General features: G+C 73.9%; 19 protein-coding genes. 10 read left to right on the plus strand and 9 right to left on the minus strand.

Annotation, left to right across the window (positions count from 1 at the left end; all coding sequences use genetic code 11):
• The first annotated feature begins 20 nt into the window (after positions 1-20).
• Positions 21-1,385, plus strand: coding sequence for a hypothetical protein (locus HDG69_RS09300; RefSeq protein WP_171783512.1), 1,365 nt, complete (start codon positions 21-23; stop codon positions 1,383-1,385).
• Here the strand turns inward: HDG69_RS09300 and HDG69_RS09305 are convergent.
• Positions 1,376-2,011, minus strand: a complete 636-nt coding sequence (locus HDG69_RS09305; RefSeq protein ID WP_171783513.1) for an NYN domain-containing protein — start codon at positions 2,009-2,011, stop codon at positions 1,376-1,378. The two genes, HDG69_RS09300 and HDG69_RS09305, sit on opposite strands and share 10 nt — an antisense overlap.
• A gap of 93 nt (positions 2,012-2,104) precedes the next feature.
• Here HDG69_RS09305 and HDG69_RS09310 point away from each other — a divergent pair, with 93 nt between their 5' ends.
• Positions 2,105-2,893 (plus strand): type 1 glutamine amidotransferase, encoded by a 789-nt coding sequence (locus HDG69_RS09310; protein ID WP_343036356.1) that lies wholly within the window; start codon positions 2,105-2,107, stop codon positions 2,891-2,893.
• A 92-nt stretch (positions 2,894-2,985) separates the two neighbouring features.
• Here HDG69_RS09310 and HDG69_RS09315 read toward each other — a convergent pair whose 3' ends face one another.
• From HDG69_RS09315 to HDG69_RS09325, 3 genes are all read right to left on the minus strand, one after another.
• Positions 2,986-3,723, minus strand: coding sequence for a PspA/IM30 family protein (locus HDG69_RS09315; RefSeq protein WP_171783514.1), 738 nt, complete (start codon positions 3,721-3,723; stop codon positions 2,986-2,988).
• 88 nt (positions 3,724-3,811) lie between these two features.
• Positions 3,812-5,953 (minus strand): TPM domain-containing protein, encoded by a 2,142-nt coding sequence (locus tag HDG69_RS09320; RefSeq protein ID WP_171784007.1) that lies wholly within the window; start codon positions 5,951-5,953, stop codon positions 3,812-3,814.
• Between the two features lie 229 nt (positions 5,954-6,182).
• Positions 6,183-7,094 (minus strand): NAD(P)-dependent oxidoreductase, encoded by a 912-nt coding sequence (locus tag HDG69_RS09325; RefSeq protein ID WP_171783515.1) that lies wholly within the window; start codon positions 7,092-7,094, stop codon positions 6,183-6,185.
• Between the two features lie 94 nt (positions 7,095-7,188).
• Between HDG69_RS09325 and HDG69_RS09330 the strand changes: the two genes are divergently transcribed.
• Positions 7,189-7,521, plus strand: a complete 333-nt coding sequence (locus tag HDG69_RS09330; RefSeq protein WP_171783516.1) for a winged helix-turn-helix transcriptional regulator — start codon at positions 7,189-7,191, stop codon at positions 7,519-7,521.
• An 18-nt stretch (positions 7,522-7,539) separates the two neighbouring features.
• Here the strand turns inward: HDG69_RS09330 and HDG69_RS09335 are convergent, their stop codons facing one another.
• From HDG69_RS09335 to HDG69_RS09350, 4 genes are all read right to left on the minus strand, one after another.
• Positions 7,540-8,538 carry a TIGR03557 family F420-dependent LLM class oxidoreductase gene (locus tag HDG69_RS09335; protein ID WP_171783517.1) on the minus strand — a complete coding sequence of 333 codons (999 nt, stop codon included), beginning with the start codon at positions 8,536-8,538 and terminating at the stop codon, positions 7,540-7,542.
• 305 nt (positions 8,539-8,843) lie between these two features.
• Entirely contained in the window at positions 8,844-10,523 is a 1,680-nt protein-coding gene (locus HDG69_RS09340) for a DNA repair helicase XPB (RefSeq protein WP_171783518.1), read from the minus strand.
• A gap of 105 nt (positions 10,524-10,628) precedes the next feature.
• Entirely contained in the window at positions 10,629-12,929 is a 2,301-nt protein-coding gene (locus HDG69_RS09345) for a helicase-associated domain-containing protein (RefSeq protein ID WP_171783519.1), read from the minus strand.
• 42 nt (positions 12,930-12,971) lie between these two features.
• Positions 12,972-13,889, minus strand: a complete 918-nt coding sequence (locus tag HDG69_RS09350) for an NAD-dependent epimerase/dehydratase family protein (protein WP_171783520.1) — start codon at positions 13,887-13,889, stop codon at positions 12,972-12,974.
• A 113-nt stretch (positions 13,890-14,002) separates the two neighbouring features.
• Here HDG69_RS09350 and HDG69_RS09355 point away from each other — a divergent pair, with 113 nt between their 5' ends.
• From HDG69_RS09355 to HDG69_RS09375, 5 genes are all read left to right on the plus strand, one after another.
• Entirely contained in the window at positions 14,003-14,740 is a 738-nt protein-coding gene (locus HDG69_RS09355) for a TetR/AcrR family transcriptional regulator (protein WP_171783521.1), read from the plus strand.
• A 138-nt stretch (positions 14,741-14,878) separates the two neighbouring features.
• Entirely contained in the window at positions 14,879-16,378 is a 1,500-nt protein-coding gene (locus HDG69_RS09360) for a sugar transferase (protein WP_343036357.1), read from the plus strand.
• Between the two features lie 113 nt (positions 16,379-16,491).
• Positions 16,492-16,875: a cold shock domain-containing protein gene (locus tag HDG69_RS09365; RefSeq protein WP_171783522.1), complete on the plus strand. Its 384-nt coding sequence runs from the start codon at positions 16,492-16,494 to the stop codon at positions 16,873-16,875.
• Between the two features lie 13 nt (positions 16,876-16,888).
• Positions 16,889-17,737, plus strand: a complete 849-nt coding sequence (locus HDG69_RS09370; RefSeq protein WP_171783523.1) for a DUF3027 domain-containing protein — start codon at positions 16,889-16,891, stop codon at positions 17,735-17,737.
• Positions 17,734-20,802, plus strand: coding sequence for a sacsin N-terminal ATP-binding-like domain-containing protein (locus HDG69_RS09375; RefSeq protein WP_171783524.1), 3,069 nt, complete (start codon positions 17,734-17,736; stop codon positions 20,800-20,802). The genes HDG69_RS09370 and HDG69_RS09375 overlap by 4 nt, the downstream gene beginning before the upstream one ends.
• Before the next feature lie 4 nt (positions 20,803-20,806).
• Here the strand turns inward: HDG69_RS09375 and HDG69_RS09380 are convergent, their stop codons facing one another.
• Positions 20,807-21,058: a DUF2530 domain-containing protein gene (locus HDG69_RS09380; protein WP_171783525.1), complete on the minus strand. Its 252-nt coding sequence runs from the start codon at positions 21,056-21,058 to the stop codon at positions 20,807-20,809.
• A 102-nt stretch (positions 21,059-21,160) separates the two neighbouring features.
• Between HDG69_RS09380 and tagD the strand changes: the two genes are divergently transcribed.
• Both tagD and HDG69_RS09390 read left to right on the plus strand, forming a co-directional pair.
• Positions 21,161-21,553, plus strand: a complete 393-nt coding sequence (tagD, locus tag HDG69_RS09385) for a glycerol-3-phosphate cytidylyltransferase (protein ID WP_171783526.1) — start codon at positions 21,161-21,163, stop codon at positions 21,551-21,553.
• A 41-nt stretch (positions 21,554-21,594) separates the two neighbouring features.
• On the plus strand, positions 21,595-23,049 hold the full coding sequence (locus tag HDG69_RS09390) for an NCS2 family permease (RefSeq protein WP_171783527.1): 1,455 nt from the start codon (positions 21,595-21,597) through the stop codon (positions 23,047-23,049).
• Position 23,050 lies beyond the last annotated feature (1 nt).

The raw sequence follows: 23,050 nt of genomic DNA on the forward strand, positions 1-23,050 counted from the left end.
ACCCTGGCCAAGGTGGGCACGTGACAGCATCCGCTGCAGCACCTCCCGGTCTCAGCAGCCGGAGAGTCCTCGTACGCCGATGGGTCGGCGCCGTCCTCGTGGTCGTCACGACCGTGCTCGTCGTGGCGTCCAGCGTGGCCGTGTGGGCGCACCGCACCGTCTTCGACACCGACCAGTTCATGGCGACCGTCGGGCCGACGCTGGACGACCCGGCGTTCGACGCCGCGCTCGCGGACGACATCACCGAGCAGACCCTCGAGGCCCTCGACCTGGACACCCGTGTCTCCCGGCGGCTCGCCGAGCTCGACGAGGTCGTGGCGCTCGCCCTCGTCGAACGGCTGGACGTCGAGCCCGGGCCCCTGCTGGAGGCGCTGGGCTCCCGGGTCGACAGGCCGACGCTCGCCGTCCTCACGCCGATGGTGGTCGAGAGTCTCGAGGGCCGCGTCGAGACGGTGGTCCACCGGCTCGTGACCTCCGAGGCCTTCGGGGCCCGGCTGCCCCGGCTGGTCGAGCGCGCGCACTCCGCCGTGACCGGGCTCGCGCGCGCCGACGTCGACGACTACCCGGACGTGTACCTCACCGAGGACGCGGTCATGCTGAACACGGTGCCGCTCGTGGTCGAGGCGCTGCGCGAGTCCCTCTCCGGCCTGGCCGACGTCGTGCCGGACGTCACGCTGCCCGAGGCCGTCGCCGAACGAGCCCCCGAGGTGCGCGCCCAGCTCGAGGAGGCCCTCGGCGCCCGCCTTCCCGCGGACCTCGGGCAGGTGGTGCTGATGGACCGGGAGATGTTCGACCTGGTCCAGACCTCCGTCGTGACGGTCGACCGTGCGGTGTGGCTGCTGCTCGCGCTCACCGTGGTCCTCGTCGTCGCGACCCTGCTGGTCGCGCCCGACCGGCGACGCGGCGCGATCCAGCTCGGGCTCGGCGTCGTGGCGGGTCTCGTGATCTCCGTCGCGCTGGTCGGCCGGCTCCGGGACCTGGTCGTGGACGTCGCCCGCACGCCCGACGGCGAACGGGTCGCCGAGGTGCTGTTCGACGCCGTCGCCGGCGGCCTGCACGAGATCGCCTGGCTGGTGGGCGTCCTGGCCGCCGTGACCGCCGTCGTCGGGACCCTGCTCGGGCGCCCCGCACGGCCCGCCCGGGCAGGTGAGCGGTGGCCGTGGCTGCGCGCCACGACCGGACAGGACGGCAGGCCGGCGCAGCTCGTCGCCCACCACGCCGACGCCCTGCGGGTGGTCGTCGTGGCCACCGCGGTGGTGACTGTGGTGGCCACCGGCTTCAGCTGGGTCGCGCTGGTGCTGGTGACGCTGCTCGGCACGGTCTGCCTCGTCGGCATCTCGGTCGCGCAACGCACCGCCGACGTCCCCGGCCGCCGTCAGAGGTAGCGCAGCGGGTCGAACTCGTCGATCGGGATGATCCGCACGCGCGGCAGCGGGCTGGTGAAGGCGTCGACGTCGCCCTCGAGGTCGAAGATCTCCAGCCCCTCGTCGGTGAGGGCGGTGAGCTGGCCGTTGACGAACTCGCGGAAGGCCAGCAGGCCCACCCGCCGGTCGTCGTCGGCCAGCAGCCGCTCGACCTGGGGCAGGAAGTCGCCGTCGTGGCTGGCCAGGAGGACGTCGCCCTCACGACCGGCGATGGCCTCGAGCGTGCGCTGGATACCGAGGTCGACGACCTTCTCGTCACCGTTCGCCGCCAGCGGGATGGGCCGGTAGCCCATCGCGAGGAGAGCCTGGACGAACGACATCGGCATCTGGCCGCTGGTCGCGTTGAGGAAGAACAGCGGGACGACCTCGGAGCCCCACACCTTGCTCGCGAACTTCGTGATCCGGTCCCACCGCGGCCGCTCCTCCGGGTTCGGGCGGCGGTTGAGCACGTTCATGCCGAGCGTGGCGTCGATGTTCTCGCCGTCGACCAGCAGGTAGGTGGTGCGAGCCGGCTCGTCCGGCGACGCCGGGGTCGGCGCCGGCACCGGTGCAGGCGAGGCGGTCGGCGCGGTGAAGGGGGAGGCCATGCGCCCAGGGTACGCGCGACGACGTCGGTCCGGCGGTCAGGACGGTGGCCGGGGCATGGACCGCGGGCGCCCGGCGGAGTAATCTCAGCGGCCGTGCCCGAGATCATGAAGCCCGACCACCTCCGGGTGACCGTCCTGCAGCACGGCTCCGACGTCCCGCTGGACCGGTTCGCCCGGCCCCTCGCCGGGGCACGCGTGGTCCGGCTGTTCGCCGGAGAGCCCGTGCCGCGCCTCGAGGAGTGCGGGGATGCGCTGGTCGTCCTCGGCGGGCAGATGAACGCCTACGCGGACGCCGAGGCGCCGTGGCTGCCCGCGGTGCGGTCCCTGCTCGCCCACGCGGTCGGTGCCGGGCTGCCCACGCTCGGCATCTGCCTGGGCGCACAGCTCCTCGCGGTCGCCGGAGGCGGGGCCGTGCAGGTCGCCGCGCCCCCTGGCCGGGAGGCCGGGGTCGTCGACGTGCACTGGCGTGCCGCGGCGCTGCACGACCCGGTCCTGGGGCCCCTCGTCCGGGCCGCCGGAGCCACGGGCGACGACGGCGTCGAGCGGCTCGGCTGCGTGACCCCCGTGGTCTCCATGCACTCCGACGCCGTCATCGAGCTGCCGGCCGGGGCGCAGTGGCTCGCCTGGTCGGACACCTACCCCTATCAGGCGTTCCGCTGGGGCTCGGCCCTCGGGGTGCAGTTCCACCCCGAGGCGAGCCCGTCGCTGGCCGTGCGGTGGGCGCTGGGCGAGACGGACGTCGACACCGCCACGGTGCACGCCCAGGTGACCGCGCACGACGCCGGTCTGGCGCGGACCGCCGACCTGCTCGCCGCGGCGTTCCTCGAGCAGGCGCGTGCCGCCGTCGGCCGGACGCGCAGGCCCGAGGCCGCACCCGCCTGACGCTCAGTGCTGTGGGCGCACGACACGCCGTCGGATGCCAACCGGCGACGGCGTGTCGTGCACCCACAGCACTGAGGGGGCGGGGTGAGGGGTCAGGACTCGATCTGGCCCGGCGTCGTGCCGGTCTTCAACGCGGCGAGGCGCGCCTCGAGCTCGACGTCCTGCATGGAGCCCTCGAGCTCGGCGAACTGCGAGTCCAGCGACGACGCCGCGATCTCCGCCTGGCCCATGGCCTGCGCCTCCTCGCGGCGCACGATCTCCTCGTACCGGCTGAGCTCGCTGGTCGGGTCCATGATGTTGATCGAGCTGATCGCACCCTGGACGGTCTGCTGCGCCACCGCGGCCTTCTGGCGGGCGACGAGCTGGTCGCGCCGGGACTTCAGGTCGACCAGCTTGTCCTTCATCTGCGCCAGCCCGGTCTTGAGCTTCTCGACCGTGACCTGCTGCTGCTCGATCATCGGGCGCGACGACGTCACCTCGCTCTCGGCGTCGAGCTGCTTGCGCAGCGCCACCCGGGTGAGCTGGTCGAACTTGTCGGCGTTGGCCTGGTCGCCGGCGGCACGACGCTCGTCGGCCTTGCGGGAGGCCGCCAGCGCCTTCGCGCCCCACTCCTGCACCGACTGGACGTCCTCGTGGTAGTCCTGCTCCGCCAGACGCAGGTTGCCGATCGTCTGGGCGATCGCCTGCTCGGCCTCGGCGATGTTGCTCGTGTAGTCCCGGATGAGCTGGTCCAGCATCTTCTGCGGGTCCTCGGCGCGGTCGAGCAGCGCGTTGATGTTCGCCTTCGTGAGCTGGCTGATCCGCCCGAGGATGCTCTGCTTCTGCGTCATGACGTGCCCTTCGTGGTCCGTGGTACCCGGTCGTTGCTGATGTGAAGAGGACGACGGCGCGGGCCCGGTAGTTCCCGCTCCGCCACGATCAGAAGCGTCCGCCGGCCCCGCCGCGACCGCCACCGCCGAACCCGCCGCCGAACCCGCCGCGCGACCCCCCGCGCGAGCCTCCGCCGCCGCCGAAGCCGCCGCCGCCTCCTCCGAAGCCACCGGAGCCGCCCCTGCGGCGCCCGGAGCCGCCACGCAGCACCGCGTCGAGGACGATCCCCCCGAGGATCATGCCGCCGACGTCCGCCGACCGCCCGCTCGACCCGCCGAAACCACCCGGGCCGCCGTGGCGCATGTCCCAGCCGGAGGTGTCGGTCTGGGCCATCTGCGTGGCCTGCTGCGCGTACCGCTCGGCCTGCTGGGCTGCCGCGAGGGCGGCGTGCGGGTCCGCCTGCTGCAGGGCACGCGACTCGCCGGCCAAGCGTTCCGCCTCGGCGAGCCGGGTCCGGGCGTCCGGTCCGACCGCGCCACGGCGCGTCGTCACATAGCTCTGCGCCGCCCGGAGCTGAGACTCGACCCGGCCCAGGACGTCACGCAGCAACGCACGCGCCCTCGCGTCCGACTCCGCCTGCTGCCGGGCGGGGGCGAGGGCGTCGTCGAGCGCGGCCTCGGCGGCCGTGAGCCGGGCGAGCGCGGCGAGGGGGTCGCCGCCCGTGCGGGCGGCGCTCGCCTGCTCGGCAGCGGAACGGGCCTCCGTGGCGGCCTGCTGCACCACGGGGTCCGAGGGCGCCAGGCGTTCGGCATCGAGGATGTCCTGGGTGATCGACGCGATGCCCTTGCCGAGGTTGGTCCCGGCCGACGCGAGGTCGACCTCGGCGCTCTCGACGGCGTCGAGCAGCGTCACGGCCTGGCCGAGGGCGTTCTGCGCGGCCCGGGCATCGGCGACCGCCACCGCCTTCTTGCGCTTCTGCACGGCCGTCCGCCCCGCCGTGACCGCGTCGCGGGCGTTCTCCACGAGGGCCGCGGCCTGGTCGGGGTTGTCCCGGACGGACGCCAGCGCGGAGGCGGGGTAGGTGGCGTTCAGCCCGGCGAGCGTGCGGCGCGCCACCTCGATCCGGGCCTCGATCTCACCCGCGCGCTGCTCGGCCTCGTCGAGGACCTGCGGGGCGCGGGACTGCAGGCGGCGCAGGCCGTCGAACGACTCCGACTGGGCGTCCAGGGCCGACGCGGCCGCCTCGCACCGCCGCACGACGTCGGCGAGCAGAGCCCGCCGACGCGCGGCGTCGGCCGGCGGGACCTCCCCCGGTGCGCCGTCGTCGATGCTCTGGCGGATCCGGAACGCCTCCGCGACGTCCTGGCGGGCCTGGTCGAGCACGGTGCCGAACTCTCGCGTCGCCTCGGTGCCGAACTCGGCCTGCGCGAAGCCGAGCTCCTGCTCGGACGTGCGGATCGCGTCGTCGACGCTCACCAGGGCGCTGCCGGCGCGCTGGGCGAGCTCGGCGTCGGTGAGGTTCGCGAGCGGGTCCGGGTCCGGCCCGCCCGCGCCGGTGCGGGCGGCCGCCGCGGCGGCACCGCGGCGGGTCAGCTCCTTGTCGCGTCGGGAGCGGGTCCACAGGAGCGCCCCGAGCCCGACGACGGCGGCGAGCCCACCGATCAGCACCGGGCCGGACAGCGAGAAGCCGCCCGACGTGCCGGACGTCGCCGAGCCCGACGCGGCACCGCCGGATCCCGTCACGGCGAGCGTCGCGTCGACGGCTGCCACCGTGGCGCCGGCCCAGTCGTCGTCACGCAGCGCGTCGACCGTGGCGTCGCGGATGGCGTCGAGCTGCTCTTCGCTCAGGTCGACGTTGTTGTCCCAGCTCAACCCGTACAGGCGGTCCTCGGTGGCGACGGCGAGCAGCAGGTCGGAGGCGCCGAGCTGTGCGTTGGTCGCCGTGGAGTCCGCCCAGGCCCGGCCGTCGACGCCGTCGAACCGGTCCGTGTAGACGACGAACAGCTGGTAGGAGGTCTCGTCGGCCAGCTCGTCGAGGGCTTCCTGGACCTCCGCCAGCTCGCCGTCGCTGAGCACGTCCGCCGTGTCGGTGACGTCGCCGTCCAGGTCGGTCAGGGGAGGCTGCGCGTGCGAGACGCCGACGGCGAGGGTGAGGGCCACGGGCAGGGCGGCGACCAGCAGCAGCGTCCGGCGGGCGAGGACGGCCGTGCGTCGCCGCACGGCCTGGGGAGACGGGATCACGGAGTGCATCGTTCCGCGCACGCGGGCGCTGCGCAATCCCGGGGTGGGTGACGTGCACACGGTCGGTGTCTACTCGAGCCCTTCCGCGGCGGCTGACGCTCGGGGTCGCGAGCAGGTCGGAGTCGACCAGCCCGTGCCGCGTCAGGTACGACGACGAAGCTCACCGCCGGGTTCGTCTCCAGGGCGCGGGAGAGATAGGCGCCGTAGGCCGTGACGGAGGCGTCCGCCCTGCGGCGGGTCACGACGCGGGCGAGCCGATCCTCCCGCGGAGCACGTCCACGACCCGGGACCAGGAGTCACCGCCGTGCCCGGCGTCCACCGCGCTGCGCGCGAGCCGACGCATCAGCTCGGGCAGCGCGGGGTCGACGCCGGTGGACTCGCTGGTGGCGACCATGTGCTCCAGCGCCGCGAGCTCCATGGTGACCGTGTCCTCGTGCCCCGGGTGGGTGCCGGCGTCGACGTCCGCCGCGAGGCCGTCCACCGTGACCGGCAGCAGCTCGAGCACGCTGCGGGCGTGGACGGCGAACGTCCTGGCGTCGATGCCCTCGTGCGCGACCATGGCGGCCGCGTGCAGGAACGCGGTCATCCCGGCGAAGTAGACCTCGAGCATGGCCGTGTCCAGCAGGGACGCGTGGCCCGGGTTCTCGCCCACGTGCTCGGTGCGGCCGGCCAGCATCTCCAGGACGTCACGGTGCTGCTCGACGAGTCCCGGGTCGCCCGCGTAGAGGATCTGCGCCTCCGCGGTGCCGATCAGCGGCACCGGGGCCATGATCGCGCCGAGCAGCACCGTGATCCCGTGCGCCGTGGCCCACGCGTGCGTGGTCCGGGCCTCGTCCGGCGTCGCCGAGGCGAGGACCACCACGGTCCGTCCGCGCAGGGCCTCCGGCGGCACGGTGGCCAGCAGGGCACGCGTGGTCTCGTGGTCACGCAGGCACGTGATCACCAGGTCGGCCGAACTGAGGGCCTCGGCGAGGTCGGTCGCCGGGACGGCGCCCTCGCCCGCGAGGGCCTCGGTGCGCGAGCGGGTGCGGTTCCAGACGGTCGGGGGTGTGGTGCCGGCGGCCAGGAGCGCTCGGGCGAGCGCCGTTCCCATGGGGCCGAGGCCGATGACTGCGGTGCGGGTCGGGGCAGGGGCGTGATCGAGGGTCATACAGTGAGTCTCAGCAGAACCGTCCGTCAGCGGAAGTACCCACTTCCAGGTGCGTACCCACCACCTGGTGCGTGCCTGGTGCGAGGAGGAGAGCATGACCGAGTTCCTGTGCGGCCTCGACGCGGCGGTCGCCGTCGTCGGCGGCAAGTGGAAGCCCCTGGTCCTGTGGGCGCTGTCGGTGCAGCCCCGCCGCACCGGTGAGCTGCGGCGAGAGCTGGCCGGCGTCTCCGAGAAGGTGCTGATCCAGCAGCTCCGCGAGCTGGAGCGCGACGGGGTGGTGCGCCGTGTGGTGCACGACCAGGTGCCACCCAAGGTCGTCTACAGCCTCACCGACGACGGCGCCGAGCTGGAGCGAGCGCTCCGACCGCTCGGGGACTGGGGCGAGGAGCGCATCGTCGAGATCAACTCGGCTCGACAGGGCGCGTGACGCCTCGCCTGGGGCGGGTCAGGCCGTCACGTGGTCGGGCGAGGCTGCCCGCAGCTTCTCGAGGAGCGGTCCGGCGGCCTCCGCGAGGAACTGCTCCTGCTTCTCGTCACCGATCTGGTGGATCACCAGGTCGGTGAAGCCTGCCTCCCAGTAGGCCGACGCCGCCTCGACCACGGCGTCGAGGTCCGGGCCGCACGGGATCGACCCTGTGACGTCCTCCGGCCGGACGAACGCGCTGGCGTCCTCGAACGCCTCGGTCGTGGGCAGGTTCGCGTTCACCGGCCAGCCGAGCCCGAACCAGCGGAACTGGTCGTGCGCGCGTGCCACGGCGGTGTCGCGGTCCGGGTCCCAGGAGATCGGCATCTGCGCGATCTTCCGGGAGGCGGGCAGGTCGGCGTCCTCGCGCTCGCCGTCCCACTGCTCCAGCAGCCGGGCCTGCGGCTCGGTCGCGATCAGGTGGTCGGACAGCGTCGCGAAGTGACCCACCGACTGCGCGCCGGAGACGGCGACGCCGATCTCCACGGGGTGCTCCGGCAGGTCCCACAGCCGCGCCGAGTCCACCTGGAAGTGGTCGCCGCGGAAGCTCAGCAGGTCACCCCCGAACAGCGCGGAGATGATCTGCACCGCTTCGGAGAGCATCTCGTGACGCTCGTCGACGGCCGGCCAGCCGGCGCCCACCACGTGCTCGTTGAGGTTCTCCCCGGAACCGAGCCCCAGCGTGAACCGCCCGTCGGACAGCAGACCCATGGTGGCGGCCTTCTGGGCCACCACGGCAGGGTGGTACCGCAGTGTCGGGCAGGTCACGAACGACATCAGGCCCACCCGCTGTGTCGCCTGGGCCACGGCCCCCAGCACGCTCCACGCGTACGGCGAGTGGCCCTGGGAGTCCAGCCAGGGGAAGTAGTGGTCGCTCATCACCTCGAACTCGAAGCCGGCGTCCTCGGCCCGGACCGCGTAGTCGACGAGGCTCCGCGGACCGGACTGCTCGGTCATCAGGGTGTATCCGAACCTGGTCACCCGACCACGGTGGGACGGATGTCGGATGCCCGCACCCCGACGACCTGACGGCTGCCCCCACCCGCTACTTCGCTCCGTCCAGCTCCTCGGTTCCCTCGGTCGGAGCCGGACTGCGCTGCGTAGCGGGCGGGATTCCTCGTGAGCCCTCGGTCGTGATCGACCTGCACTCGCAAGCTCGCTCCGGACGACCACTCGGGCCTCGGCCCCCACCCGCTACTTCGCTCCGTCCAGCTCCTCGGTTCCCTCGGTCGGAGCCGGACTGCGCTGCGTAGCGGGCGGGATTCCTCGTTCCTCGGCCCCACCCGCTACTTCGCTCCGTCCAGCTCCTCGGCGTCGACGATGCGGTAGGCGTAGCCCTGCTCCGCCAGGAACCGCTGGCGGTGGGCCGCGAAGTCCTGGTCGACCGTGTCCCGGGCGACGACGGCGTAGAAGTGCGCCGTGCGGCCGTCCTGCTTGGGCCGCATCACCCGGCCGAGCCGCTGCGCCTCCTCCTGGCGGGAACCGAACGACCCCGAGACCTGGATCGCCACGGAGGCCTCCGGCAGGTCGATGGAGAAGTTCGCGACCTTGGACACCACCAGCCGGGAGATCTCCCCGGACCGGAACGCGCCGAACAGCTTCTGGCGCTCGCGGACGGTCGTCGCGCCGGTGATCAACGGCGCGTCCAGGTGCTCGGCAAGCTCGGTGAGCTGGTCGATGTATTGCCCGATGACCAGCACCTGGTCGTCCGGGTGCTGTGCGACGAGCCGTTCCACCACGCGGTTCTTGCCCGGGGCGCAGGCCGCGAGCCGGTACTTGTCCTCCGGCTCGGCGGTGGCGTACACCATCCGCTCGTGCTCGGGCAGGGTCAGGCGCACCTCGACGCAGTCCGCCGGGGCGATGTAGCCCTGCGCCTCGATGTCCTTCCACGGGGCGTCGTAGCGCTTGGGCCCGATGAGGGAGAACACCTCGTCCTCGCGGCCGTCCTCGCGCACCAGCGTCGCGGTCAGGCCGAGCCGACGTCGGGCCTGCAGGTCGGCGGTCATGCGGAAGATCGGGGCGGGCAGCAGGTGGACCTCGTCGTAGACGACGAGGCCCCAGTCGCGGGCGTCGAGCAGCTCCAGGTGCGTGTAGACGCCCTTCCGTCGGGTCGTGAGCACCTGGTACGTCGCGATCGTGACGGGCTTGATCTCCTTGCGCGCGCCCGAGTACTCGCCGATCTCGTCCTCCGTGAGCGAGGTGCGCCGGATCAGCTCGTCGCGCCACTGCCGGGCGCTGACGGTGTTCGTCACCAGGATGAGCGTCGTCGTGCCGGACTTCGCCATCGCCCCCGCGCCGACGATCGTCTTGCCGGCGCCGCAGGGCAGGACGACGACGCCGGACCCGCCGTGCCAGAACCCGTCGACGGCCTGTGCCTGGTACGGGCGCGGCTCCCAGTCGGAGGCCTCCTCGCCCGGGTGGACGGGCTTCGTCGTCGGCGACAGCGTGATCGGGTGCTTCTCGCCGTCGACGTAGCCGGCGAGGTCCTCGGCGGGCCAGCCGAGCTTGACCAGCGCCTGCTTGAGGTTCCCTCGCTCGGACGGGTGCACCGCCACGGTCGTGTCGTCGATCCGGTCGCCGACCAGCCCCTTGGTCCGCTTGGACTTGAGCACCTCGGCCAGCACGGCGGCGTCGGTGGACTCCAGCACGAGCCCGTGCGTGGGGTGGGCGGCGAGCGTGAGACGCCCGTAGCGGCCCATCGTCTCGGCGACGTCGATCAGCAGCGCGTGCGGCACGGGGTAGCGCGAGTACGCCATGAGCGTGTCGACGACCTGCTCGGCGTCGTGCCCGGCGGCGCGCGCGTTCCACAGACCGAGATTGGTCAGCCGGTACGTGTGCACGTGCTCGGGGGCGCGCTCGAGCTCGGCGAACGGGGCGATGGCGCGGCGCGCGTCCCCGGACTGCGGGTGCTCGACCTCCAGGAGGATCGACTTGTCGCTCTGGACGATGAGGGGGCCGTCGGGCATGCGGGTCCTTCCGGTGGGTGTCCAGGGTGGCAACGCCGTGGGCCGTGCTGCTGTTCCGGCCCTCAGTGTGACTCGTCGGACGGTTCGCGGCGCGCGACCGCCGGGTCAGTCGAGGGGCTCCACCGACGCGATGCGGTGCACGGCGATCGTCAGCTCCGCCTCGCGCTGGGGGTCGAGCGCTCGCAGGCGCCCGCCGTCGAGCCGCATCGGCTTGAGCTCGCGCCGCACGAGGGTGCCGGACCCGCCGACCATCTCGATCAGGACCGTGCGGCCCTCGCGCAGCGCGTCGTGCAGCAGGGCCAGGGCGTCCCCGGGCTGGTTCGCCCCCTGCCCGACGGCGGCACCTGTCGAGGAGGGCACCTCGCCGGGCGAGGCGCTCACCCGCGCCGGGGTGCCGCCGTCGGGCGCGGCGTCCGCGGACGGCGCCGTGCCGCGCAGCCGGGCCACGAGCGCCGTGCGGGCCTCGGCCGTCGTGTCGCGGACAGCAGCTGCGGGGCGGCGTGACCACGCGGCCCGCTCGAGCCGCACGGTACGGCGCACCGGCCCCAGCGGCCGGCCGTCCGGGCCCTCCAGTCCGGACAGCAGGCCACGGTCGCGCAGCACGTCGTGCAGCTCGGCGGCCGGGACGGCGGCGGCGAGCACCGTCGGTGCGAGGCGCACGAGCCCCAGCCCGGCGAGGCGCGGGTCCTCCACGAGCCCGGCCAGCGCTGTCGGGTCGGCGGATCGCACGTACGACGTCGCCGACCCGACGCGCACGGCCTCGTGGCGACGTGCGGTGTCCTTGACCAGGTACTCCAGCGCCTGGGGCACGGGCACCGGCGACCGTGCGGAGAGCTCGGCGAGGAGCTCTGCACCGCTGCGACCGTGATCCAGCGCCCGGGTCACCGAGGTCGTGGAGAACCGGACGGTGGTGGCCGCCCCGCGGGACTCGACGTCGGCCGCCTGGTCCAGCAGCCGGGCGAGCGCCGGGGACGGGCGTCCGGGGACGATGCCGGTGAGGTCTCCCTGGAGCAGCACCTCGTCGACCTCGGCCGGGAGCACCGCGCGCAGCGCACGGGCGAGGTCCGCGTCCGGCGCGGCGACAGGCTCCGTGGACGGGCTGCTGGCCGCCAGCGCGTGACCGGGGGAGGACAGCGCCCCCGCCCCGGTGACGCCGAGGAGCGACGCCTCGCGCAGCAGCCCGGCCAGGGCGGCCTCCGGGGGAACCGTGCGCGGCGAGTGCCACCGCAGCACGGCGAGCACGTCGTCGGCGTCCAGCGCCGTCCCGGGCTGTGCCGCCAGCACGTCGAGGACCTGTGCGCGCAGCCGGGGCACCCACGGGCGGTGCAGCTCCGGCGACAGGGGTGCGCGCAGGGCGCCCTTCTCGTCGCGTGAACCCACCTGCCACGGGGTCCGTCTCGACGTCCTCCAGGCAGCCGCCAGCCACGCCCATCGCCCCGCGTCGTCGGTCTCCTCCCACACGTCCGCCTTGGTGGTGGGCACGTACGACGCCGGGGCCTCGCCGTCGTCGGACACCAGGCCGGCGCTCGCCGCGAGCTCGACGACGAAGGCGGCCGTGGCCTCCTCGGTCTCCAGGAGCGCTGCTGTGCGGCGCAGGTCGCGGACCCCGAGCCCGCCGGCGCGCAGCACGGACGGCGGGCCGTCGTCCCAGGCGGTGATCAGCCGTGCGACCTGGCGGACGGTCTCCAGCGCGGCGACGGCCGACTCGGCGTCGGCTCCGGCGCGCGGCACCTCGCGGCCCGTCGGACGGGGCGGCGCGAGGTCTGGTGCCCGGTGCGTGCGCCCTCCGCGCAGGGCGAGCCCGACGTCGCGGGGGAGCAGCACGTGCCGGGCGTCGGAGCGCACCAGCAGACCCGCCTCGACGAGCTCGTCGACGGCCTGCCGCGGTGCGGTGCCGGGCGGTGGCACCACACCGACCGGGGGTCCCCAGGCGAGCGCGTCGAGGATCGGTCGCGCGCCGGGCGGGAGGTCGTCCGGCGACGCTGTCGGCACGGCGGCGTCGCGGGCCGGACCCAGCCCGGCGGGGTAGGGGCCGAGCACCTCGTCCAGCCCGGGTGCGGGGCGTACGCCCTGGCCCTCGTCCCACACCAGGGCGGCCGTGCGCGCGGTGTCGAGCACGCGGCCGACGGCGGCCCCCGCCTCCGGTGCGCCGAGCGCGGCCGCGACCCGGTCGGCGTCGACCGGGTCGCCGTCGTGGGAGAGGGCGAGCAGCGCCTCGAGCACCTGGAGGGTGCCGGCGTCGAGGTGGCCCAGGGCGCGGTCGAGGCTGGTCCGGCTGGCGGCCCGAGCTGCCAGCGAGCGCAGGGTGGACGGGGCGGGGGTGCCGAGGTCCGGTCGGGCGGCGAGCAGGGCGAGGAGCTCGTCCTCGGTGCGGGTGCGCACCCATTCGGTGTAGCTGCCGGCCATCTGCACGATGCTACGCCCGCCCCCTGGGGCCGGGCGGGTCCGTCAGGCCCGCGCCGTGGCGCGGCACACCTCGTCCCACGGTGTCGGGGCGATGCCGAACCGCTCCTGGGCGGCGGAGGAGTCGAGCACGTAGGGCGCCTCCCACTGGTAGGCGAGCTGGTGCAGCTCGCGCAGCAGGGGGGAGAAGGCCGCCACGGCCGCCCAGGCCGGTCCGCGGAGCGACGACACGGGCACCGCCGGTCGTCCGGCGGTGGTCAGCACGTCGGTCAGCGCCTGGGCCTGCGTGACCGGCGGGTTGCTGGGGACGTGCCAGGTGCGGCCGTGGGCGCCCGGGTCCTCGGCGGCGGCGACGAGCGTCCGGGCGACGTCGCGCACGTCGGTGAAGGTGTGCGGCAGGTCGGTGCGTCCCAGCATCCAGGCCCGCTTCCCGCGCAGCGCCGTCGGCACCACGCGTGAGACGTGCCCGTTGGCCCCGACGCCGGGGCCCATGTAGTCCGAGCCGCGGACCTCGACGGCGCGCAGCCGCCCGGCCTCGTGCGCGGCGCGGGCGTCGGCCCACATCCCGGCGCGCAGGCGGCCCTTGTGGTCGGTGGCGGCGTCGGGGAGGTCCTCGGTCATCGGGCCGTCGACGTGGCCGTACGGGTACAGGTTGCCGGTGAGGGCGTAGACGGCGCCGGTCCGCTCGACAGCCTCCAGGAACGACGCCGCCAGGGGCGGCCAGACGGTCGACCAGCGGGTGTAGTCGGTGGGGTTGGCGCAGTTGTAGACGACGGCCGCGTGCTCGGCGGCGCGGCTGAGGGCGTCGGGGTCGGCGGCGTCGAGCGCGAGGTGCTCCACGCCGTCGAGCCCGGTGGTGCGCCCGGACCGGGTGGCGACCGCGACGGACGTGCCTCGCTCGGCGAGCAGGGCGGCGACGTGTCGTCCGACAGGTCCGGCGCCGACGACGAGATGACGATCCATGATCAGTGCTCCTTGTTGTGAACGGTGCTCTCGAACTCAGCATGGACCCCGACGCCGCCTTGCACAAGAGCGGTGCTCTCGAGATGGAGCGCTGATCGTGGCACCATGTCGGGATGACCGCCGCACCCCGGACCGCCCGCGCCCTCGCCCGGGCGACCATCACCCGCGAGATCGTGGCGGCGGCGCGGGCGCGCCTCGCCGCCGAGGGCCCGGCGTCGTTGTCGCTGCGTGCCGTCGCCCGCGACGTCGGCATGGTCTCCTCGGCCGTCTACCGCTACGTCGAGAACCGGGACGCGCTGCTGACCCTGCTGATCGTCGAGTGCTACGACGAGCTGGGTGCCGCCGTCGAGCACGCCGATGCCCGGATCGCCGACCGGGGCGACGTCACCGCCCGCTGGCTCGCCGCCTGCCGGGCCGTGCGTGGGTGGTCCGTGGGGCACCCGGGCGAGTTCGCGCTGCTCTACGGCACCCCGGTCCCCGGCTACGCGGCCCCCCGGGACACGGTGGACCCGGCGATCCGCCTGGTGCTGGTCCTGGTCGGCATCGTGGCCGACGCCTACCGCGACGGGGCGGTGCCCCCGCTCGGCCCGACCGTCGAGAGCGGTCTGGCGACCCTCGTGGCCGGTGCGCGGGACGTCGTCGCGGCCCGCGGGCTGATCGACGACGCCCCGCCCGAGCTGGTGGTGCGGACCCTCATGGCGTGGACGACCGTGCTGGGCACGGTGTCGTTCGAGCTCTTCGGTCATCTGGCCGGGTCCGTCGACGATCCGGAGGCCTGGTTCGACGTCGTGTCGCTGCGTCTGGCGGCTGACCTGGGGATCGGCCTCGGGCAGGCGGTATCACCCGGGTGAAATGGCCTCTGACCGGCGCTGATGGCGCCCCCGCGCAGGGGGTGAAAGAGGGGGTGAAAGGCCCTCGAAAAAGCACATCGAAGCGTTTCTCCGCTCCTACAGTCATGACAGAACACGTCATCCCGAGGAGCCAGCATCGTGTCCATCACCGGAGCCCAGCAGCGCACCCGCAACGCGCTCGCCGGTGTGCGTGCTGCCCGGTTGCGGGAGGTGCGGGCGATCTTCCGGGCCGGGAGCTGGCAGACGGCGTACCGCCGCCGGCTCATGTGGTCCGACGGCCTGCTGGTCGCCCTGGCGGCCCTCCTGGCGGTCGTGGTCAACAACCTCGGCGACTGGATGCCCCTGGGAGGCGTCCGGGCGGACCAGCTGGTGTTCATCGCGGTGGTGTCGGTCGTGTGGCCGGTGTCCATCGCCCTGAGCCGCGGCTACGACGTCCGAGTCTTCGCGTCCGGGCCCCAGGAGTTCGAGCGCGTCTTCAACGCGACCCTGCGGCTGTTCGCCGTGCTGGCCCTCGGGGCGTTCCTGCTCTCCTGGCCGGGGCTGCGTTCGTACCTGCTCGTGGCGTTCCCGGTCGGGCTCGTCCTGCTGCTCCTGGGGCGGTGGCAGTGGCGGGGCTGGCTGCGGCGCCGCCGCGCACGGGGCGAGTCGACGACCTCGGTGCTCGCCGTCGGGCTGCACGACCAGACGGAACGTCTCGTCCGTGAGCTGAACGAGCGGCCGTCCGGGTACCGCGTGGTCGGGGTGTGCTGCCCGCCGGCCGAGGTCCGGCCGGGCCAGGAGGTGCTCGGGGTCCCGGTCCTCGGAGACCTGGACGGTGCCGCGACGATCGCGGCCCAGGTCGGCGCCGACTGCGTGGCCGTCGCCGGTTCGGACCACATGACCGCCGACGCGGTGCGCCGGCTCGGGTGGGAGCTCGAGCCCGTCGGGGTCGACCTCATGCTCATGGCGGAGCTGGCCGACGTCGCGGGCCCGCGCATCACGGTGACCCCGGAGCAGTCCGTCTCCCTGCTGCACGTCGACGCGCCGCGCTTCGTCGGGCCCAAGTACGTGGCCAAGACGATCATGGACTGGCTGGGAGCGGCCCTGATCACCCTCCTCGTGCTCCCCGTCCTGGTCGGCGTGGCGCTCGTCGTGGCGCTCACCAGCCGCGGGCCGGTGTTCTACCGGCAGCACCGGGTCGGCCGCGGCGGCCGGACCTTCCCCATGCTCAAGTTCCGCACCATGCGCGTCGGCGCCGACACCGAGACCACGGTGCTCGAGGCGGACCACGACGGCGCCGGGGTGCTCTTCAAGCGACGCGACGACCCGCGGATCACGCGTGCGGGCCGCACGCTGCGCCGCTACTCGTTGGACGAGCTGCCCCAGCTCTTCAACGTGCTGGCGGGCCAGATGTCGTTGGTCGGCCCCCGCCCGCCGCTCCCGCAGGAGGTCACCCGCTACGAGGCGCGCATGCGACGTCGGCTCCTCGTCAAGCCCGGGATCACGGGGCTCTGGCAGGTCGGCGGTCGGTCGGACCTGCCGTGGGAGGAGGCGGTCCGGCTGGACGTCTACTACGCCGAGAACTGGACCCCCTTCGGCGACCTGCTGATCCTGGCGCGCACGGCCAAGGTCGTGCTCGGCGCCCAGGGCGCCTACTGAGCATCCTGAGAAACGCTGCGACGGAGCGTCGCCCAACTTCCCGGTACCCTGGGACACTGCCTCGGCCGCACCGGCCGGGCGCTGTGGAGAACGACGAGCACGAAGAGGTCCAGGTGCCTACCGGCAAGGTCAAGTGGTACGACGCGGAGCGCGGTTTCGGTTTCATCGCCAACGACGACGGCGGTGAGGTCTTCCTGCACGCCTCCGCGCTGCCCGCGGACACCCCGAGCCCCAAGCCGGGTGCGCGGGTCGAGTTCGGGGTGGCTGACGGTCGCCGAGGCCCGTCCGCGCTGTCCGTGAAGCTCCTCGACCCGCAGCCGTCGGTGGTGAAGGCCAAGCGGCGGCCGCCGTCGGAGCTGGCGGGCATCGTCGAGGACCTGATCCGGGTGCTCGACCGCACGGGCGACCAGCTCAAGCGGGGCAAGTACCCCGAGGCCGAGGCCGGCAAGCGCGTCGCCACGATGCTCCGTGCCGTCGCAGACAACCTCGATTCCTGAGAGCGAGACGATCATGGCAACCGCCGACGCGCCTGCCAGGGCACGCCGCGTGAGCTCGCGCGCCCGCAACGACGCCGTCCTGCTGGGCGCCGTCGAGCTCGCGCGCGCCGCGGCGCTGGACGTGGCCTCGTCGCCGGAGGACGTCGGCGAGCACCTGGGCACGCAGGCCGAGGGCGAGCGCCTGATGTCGCACCGGTTCGCGGCCGGTATGAAGGGCTACCACGGGTGGCACTGGACGGTGACGCTGGCTCGGGTGCCGCGCGGTCGGGTCGCGACCGTCTGCGAGGTCGAGCTGCTGCCCGGCGAGGACGCGATCCTCGCTCCGGAGTGGGTGCCCTGGTCCGAGCGGCTGCGCCCCGGCGACCTGCGTGCGGGGGACACCCTGCCGTTCCGTGCGGACGACCCGCGCCTGGAGCCCGGGTGGACGCCCACGGGTGACGAGGAGCTCGACGGCGTCGCGATCGAGGAGCTGGCGCTGGCCCGCCAGCGTGTCCTGTCCCCGCAGGGCCGCGACGAGGCGGCCGAGCGGTGGTACCGGGGGACGCGCGGGCCGACGGCGCCGAACGCGGTCGCCTCGGCGTCCGAGTGCACCACGTGCGGGTTCCTCGTGCCGTTGCAGGGCCCGCTGGGCCAGCTCTTCGGCGTGTGCGCGAACGAGTGGTCCCCCGACGACGGCAAGGTCGTGTCGCTGGACCACGGCTGCGGTGCCCACTCCGAGACGGACGTGAGCCGTCGCGGGAGCGACTGGCCGGCGCCCGCGCCGCTCATCGACGAGTCGTCCATCGAACGGGTGCAGGTCGAGACGGACACCGCGGCGCCGGCCTCGGCCGCCGGGACGACGGAAGGTACCGGGATCGCGTGACGGACGACGTCTTCGGGACCGCCGCGCTGCGGCACGCGGTCGCGGAGGCGTGGCTCGGGTCCGCGACACGCTTCCGTGAGGACGCGAACAGCGAGGAGGACCACGCCCGCGGCCACTACCGCGACCGTGTCGTGGTCGAGCTGCTGCAGAACGCGGCCGACGCCGCGGCGCGTTCCGGGCTGCCCGGTCGTGTCGAGGTCCGTCTCGACCTGGGTGCACGCCGCCTGGTGGTGGCGAACACCGGTGCCTCGCTGGACGCCGACGGCGTCGCGTCCCTCTCCTCGCTGCGCGCCTCGGCGAAGTCCGGGCCGGGACAGGTGGGCCGCTTCGGCGTGGGGTTCGCCGCGGTGCGCTCGGTGTCGGACGAGGTGACGGTGCGCTCGCGCACCGGCGGCGTGCGGTTCTCGACCGTCGCGACGCGGGACGTGCTGGAGAAGCTGACCGCCGAGGACCGTCCGGGAGCGCAGCGTCTCGCGGCGGACGTCGCGGACCGTGGGGACGACCTCCCGGTGCTGCGCCTGCCGGTGGAGGCCCCGGCCCTGCCCGCCGGCGTCGAGCACGACACGGAGGTCGAGCTGACGCTGCGCGACGACGCCGCGTCGGCGGCGGTCCGCGCCCAGCTCGCCGAGGTGGACGACGTCCTCCTGCTCGCCTTCCCCGCTCTCGACTCGGTCACCGTGACCGTTGTGGGCGCGAATCCTGGGGTCCCAGAAGGGGATGAACGGCGCATTTCGGGCCAGGATTCGCGCCCACAACGAACGGCGGTGGGCCGGTTCGAGGAGTCGGAGGTCGCCGACCTGCCGAGGGAGCACCGCCGCCTCGACTGGTCGCTCACCTGGGCGCTGCTGCCCGACGGCGGCACCCCGGCAGCGCCGCGACGTCGCGTGCTCCACGCACCCACCCCCACGGACGTCCCGCTCGACCTGCCCGCGGTGCTGCTCGCCACCTTCCCCGTCGACGCGGGCCGGCGCACCGTCCTGCCCTGCGCGGCGACGGAGCGCCTCGCCGCGGAGGCCGGCCGGGAGTACGCGGCCCTGCTCGGCGACGTGGCCCGCCGCCGGTCCCGTGCCGACGCTCCCGTCCCCGACGACGTCGACGTGCTCGCCCTCGTACCCACCGGGCTGCCGGCCTCCGAGCTGGACGCCGCGATCCGCTCGGCAGCGGCCGAAGCGCTGTGCCGCACCCCGCTCCTGGACGGCGGTGTGGCACCGGTCGACGCCCTCGTCGTGGCGGGCGAGCCCGGGGAGGACCACGACCTCGTGGCGGCCCTGGGGCCCGTCCTGCCCGGGCTCGTGGCCGTCCCGGTCCGGCCCCAGGCGACCGTACGGTCCCTGGGAGCCACCACCGCGTCGCTCGCCGACGTCGTCGACGACCTGCCGTCCGGGCTGCCGGCCGTGCGATGGCACGAGCTGCTGACCGCCCTGGAGCCGCACGCCGCCGAGCCGGGCGTGCTCGAGGCGCTCGCCGGTGCCCGCATCCCCCTGGCCGACGGTCGCGTCGCCGGGGTGCGTGGCGCCGTCGTCCTGCCCGAGTCCGCGGACGACGGCGACGAGGCCTCGCTCGCCGCGACGGCTCGTGCGCTGGGACTGCGGGTGGTGCACCCGGACGCGACGCACCCGCTCCTGCTCCGGGCGGGGGCCGTGGCCACCGACCCACGACGGCTGCTCCACGACGCGGAGGTGCGGGACGTGTCCCTCGCCGCCGCGGAGACCGTCCTCGACGGCGGGGACGACGACGGCGCGCGCGAGCTGGTGAGTCATGCCCTCGCGCTCGTCCGGCTGGCCGGCGGGACGGACGTGCCCTTCTGGACGGGCGAGCTGCCCGTGCCGACGGTGGACGGCGAGACCGTCGCGCTGCGCGACACCGTGCTCCCCGGCACGTGGGCGGCGGAGCTCTTCACCGGGCTGGTGCCCGTCGCGCCCGAGTTCGTCGCCCGGTACAGCGCACCCGTGCTCGCCGCGGCCGGTGCGCGCACCGAGCCCGCCGTCTACACGGTCCGAGACGTCGTGACCCCCGAGCCGGACGGCTCGGACGGGCCGGAGCTCGAGGGCACGGGCAGCGGCGGCGACCACGACCCGGACGACCCGTCCGGCTGGCTCGCCGGGTGGTCGGACTACCTGAAGATGCTCGCCGGACGTCTCGGCGCCGGCGTGGCCGTGGGTGACCTGGTGGCCGTCGCGGACCTCGACGCCGTCGGCGACGAGGCCTGGCCGAGCGTCCTGTCCCGGCTCTCCTCCGACCCGGACGCCCGCCACGCCCTGCTGGCACCGGTGCGCACCGGCCGCGCCTCCGCGCCCTCGTACACCGCGTGGTGGTTGCGCGAGCGCTTCGGAGCCCCCTTCGCGCTGCACGACGGCGTCCCGCTCCTGCCGACGGCACCGCGCGACCTGGCCGGGCTCGACGTCGCGACGCGGCGTGCGCTCGGCGGCGTGGAGGCGCTGACCGACCTCGACGCCGCCGACTGGCCCGCCGCGCTGGACCGGCTCCCGCCTGCGGGAGCGAGCCTGCCGCTGCGCGACGCCCTCGTGGTGTGGCGTGGTCTGGCGCGGCTCTCGGCGCGGCTCGACCCGTCCGACCGCTCCTCCGCCCTGGACCCGCTGCCCGACCGCCTGCCCGCGCTGGACGCGAGCGACGTCGTCGTGCAACGGGCAGAGGACGTCGAGGTCGCCGGGACGGCCCGCTGGGCGGCCCTCGGGGCGGTGCTGCCCGCGCCCGCTGCGGACGCCGAGGCGCTGGCCGACCTGCTCGACCTGCCGCTGGCGGGCGAGGACGGCCTGCCCGCCCCGGACATGCCTGGCACCGAGCGGGAGCTGGACCCTCGCCTCGCCGTGCTGGACCATCGCATGCCCGCCTCGTGGTTCGAGCACGAGCGCCTCTCGGTGGCCGGCCGGCCCGTGCCGTGGTGGGTCGACGCGACCGGGCGCGTGCACGCGACGTCGCCGGCGGGGCTCGCCGCGGGTGTCGCCGACGTGCTCGGGCGGCCCGACCGCACCGTGCTGGTGGGCGCCGTGCTCGCGGACCCGGAGCGCGCGGTGGCGCTCTGGGCGACGACCGCCTGGGGCTGAGCCGTCAGTCCTCGGGGTCGTCGCGGTGACGGCGTGCCCAGAGCAGGCCGAGGCCACCCAGCGCGACACCGGCGAGGCACACACCCACGGCGTCGTCGGTGGGCTGTCCTGCCAGGGCGAGCACGCTCAGGGCGACCAGCACGACCGACCAGACGATGATGCCCAGCAGGATCACGCGCCGCAGGTCCACGCGCTCCGGCGGTGGCGTGGGGCGGCGTCGCTCCGGGTGGAGCAACAGGGACATCACGGTGGGCACGGGTCGATCGTACGTCGCGGACGCCCGGATACCCTCTCGCGGCGTAGGATGAACGACTGGCGAACGCAGTGCTGCGTGACGGTTACCGACGAGGGACGAGGAATGAAGCGAGTCATCACCTACGGCACCTACGACCTGCTGCACTACGGGCACATCGAGCTGCTGCGCAGGGCGCGTGCGCTGGGCGACTACCTGATCGTGGCGCTGTCCACGGACGAGTTCAACGCGGGCAAGGGCAAGAAGTCGTACTTCTCGTTCGAGGAGCGCCGCCGCATGCTCGAGGCGATCCGCCACGTCGACCTCGTGATCCCCGAGAACACCTGGGAGCAGAAGTCCGAGGACATCAAGCTGTACCACGTGGACACGTTCGTCATCGGTGACGACTGGGCGGGCAAGTTCGACGAGCTCAAGGAGCACTGCGAGGTCGTCTACCTGGAGCGCACGCCGGAGATCTCCACCACCCAGATCAAGGCGGGACTCGCCTCCAAGGCCTGACCCTCCCCAGGACCTTCACATCTCTGGCACCATGGGTGCTCATGGCCAACCAGACCAGCGCGCCCGCTCAGGCGTCCAGCGCGATCGACCGGTTCTTCAAGATCTCCGCACGCGGCTCGACCGTGGGCCGGGAGATCAGGGGCGGTCTCGTCACGTTCTTCGCGATGAGCTACATCATCGTGCTCAACCCCTTGATCATCGGTACGGTCCCGGACGGCACCGGCCAGTTCCTCGGCGGGGGCGGTGAGCCGAACCTGGGCATGGTCGCCGCCGCGACCGCGCTGATCGCCGGCATCGTGACCATCGCGATGGGTGTCTTCGCGAACTTCCCGATCGCCCTGGCCGCGGGACTGGGCCTCAACGCCGTGGTCGCGTACTCGATCGCCAGCCTGCCCGGGGTCACCTGGGCGGACGCGATGGGCCTGGTGGTCATCGAGGGCCTGATCATCCTCGTGCTCGTGCTCACCGGCTTCCGCGAGGCCGTCTTCAACGCCGTGCCGCTGGAGCTCAAGACGGCGATCAGCGTGGGCATCGGTCTCTTCATCGCTCTCATCGGCTTCGTCAACGCCGGGTTCGTGGTGCCGGGCGAGGGCACGCCGGTCGCGCTCGGCTATCTCGGGACCTGGCCGATCCTCGTGTTCGTCGTCGGTCTGCTGCTGGTCATCGTCCTGTTCGTCCGCAAGGTGCGCGGTGCGATGTTCATCGCGATCGCCACGGCCACGGTCCTCGCCGTCGTCCTCGAGAACACGCTGAACATCGGGGCCAAGCAGCCCGACGGGTCGAACCCGCACGGCTTCAACCTCAACGCGCCCACCTACGACGGCGTGGCGACGATCCCGGACTTCGGCCTCCTCGGGCAGTTCTCCCTGCTGGGTTCGTTCCAGTCGATCGCCGTCGTCACCGTGCTGCTGCTGGTCATCTCCCTGCTGGTCGCCGACTTCTTCGACACCGTCGGCACGATGGTCGCCGTCGGTTCCGAGGCCGGCCTCCTGGACGAGAAGGGCAACCCGCCCAAGACCCGCGCGATCCTGGTGGTCGACTCCTTCGGTGCGATCGCGGGCGGCGTGGGGTCGGTGTCCTCCAACACGGCCTACGTCGAGTCGACCTCCGGCGTCGGCGACGGTGCGCGGACGGGCCTGGCCTCCGTCGTCACCGGGTTCGCCTTCCTGGCGGCGACGTTCCTGGCACCGCTCGTGGCGCTGGTGCCCTACGAGGCGGCCGCGCCCGCGCTGGTGTTCGTCGGCTACCTGATGATGATGCAGGTGGCGTCGATCTCCTGGAAGAACGTCGAGATCGCGATCCCTGCGTTCCTGACGATCGTCATCATGCCGTTCACGTACTCCATCGCCGACGGCATCGGCGCGGGCTTCATCGCCTTCGTCGTCATCAAGCTGGCGCTCGGCAAGATCCGCGCGATCCACCCGCTCATGTGGATCGCGTCGGCGATGTTCGTCGTGTACTTCCTCCTCGAGCCGCTGGAGTCGGTGGTCGGCTGAC

Source organism: Isoptericola halotolerans, assembly GCF_013149785.1.
In the GTDB taxonomy this organism is placed as follows: Bacteria; Actinomycetota; Actinomycetes; order Actinomycetales; family Cellulomonadaceae; genus Isoptericola; species Isoptericola halotolerans.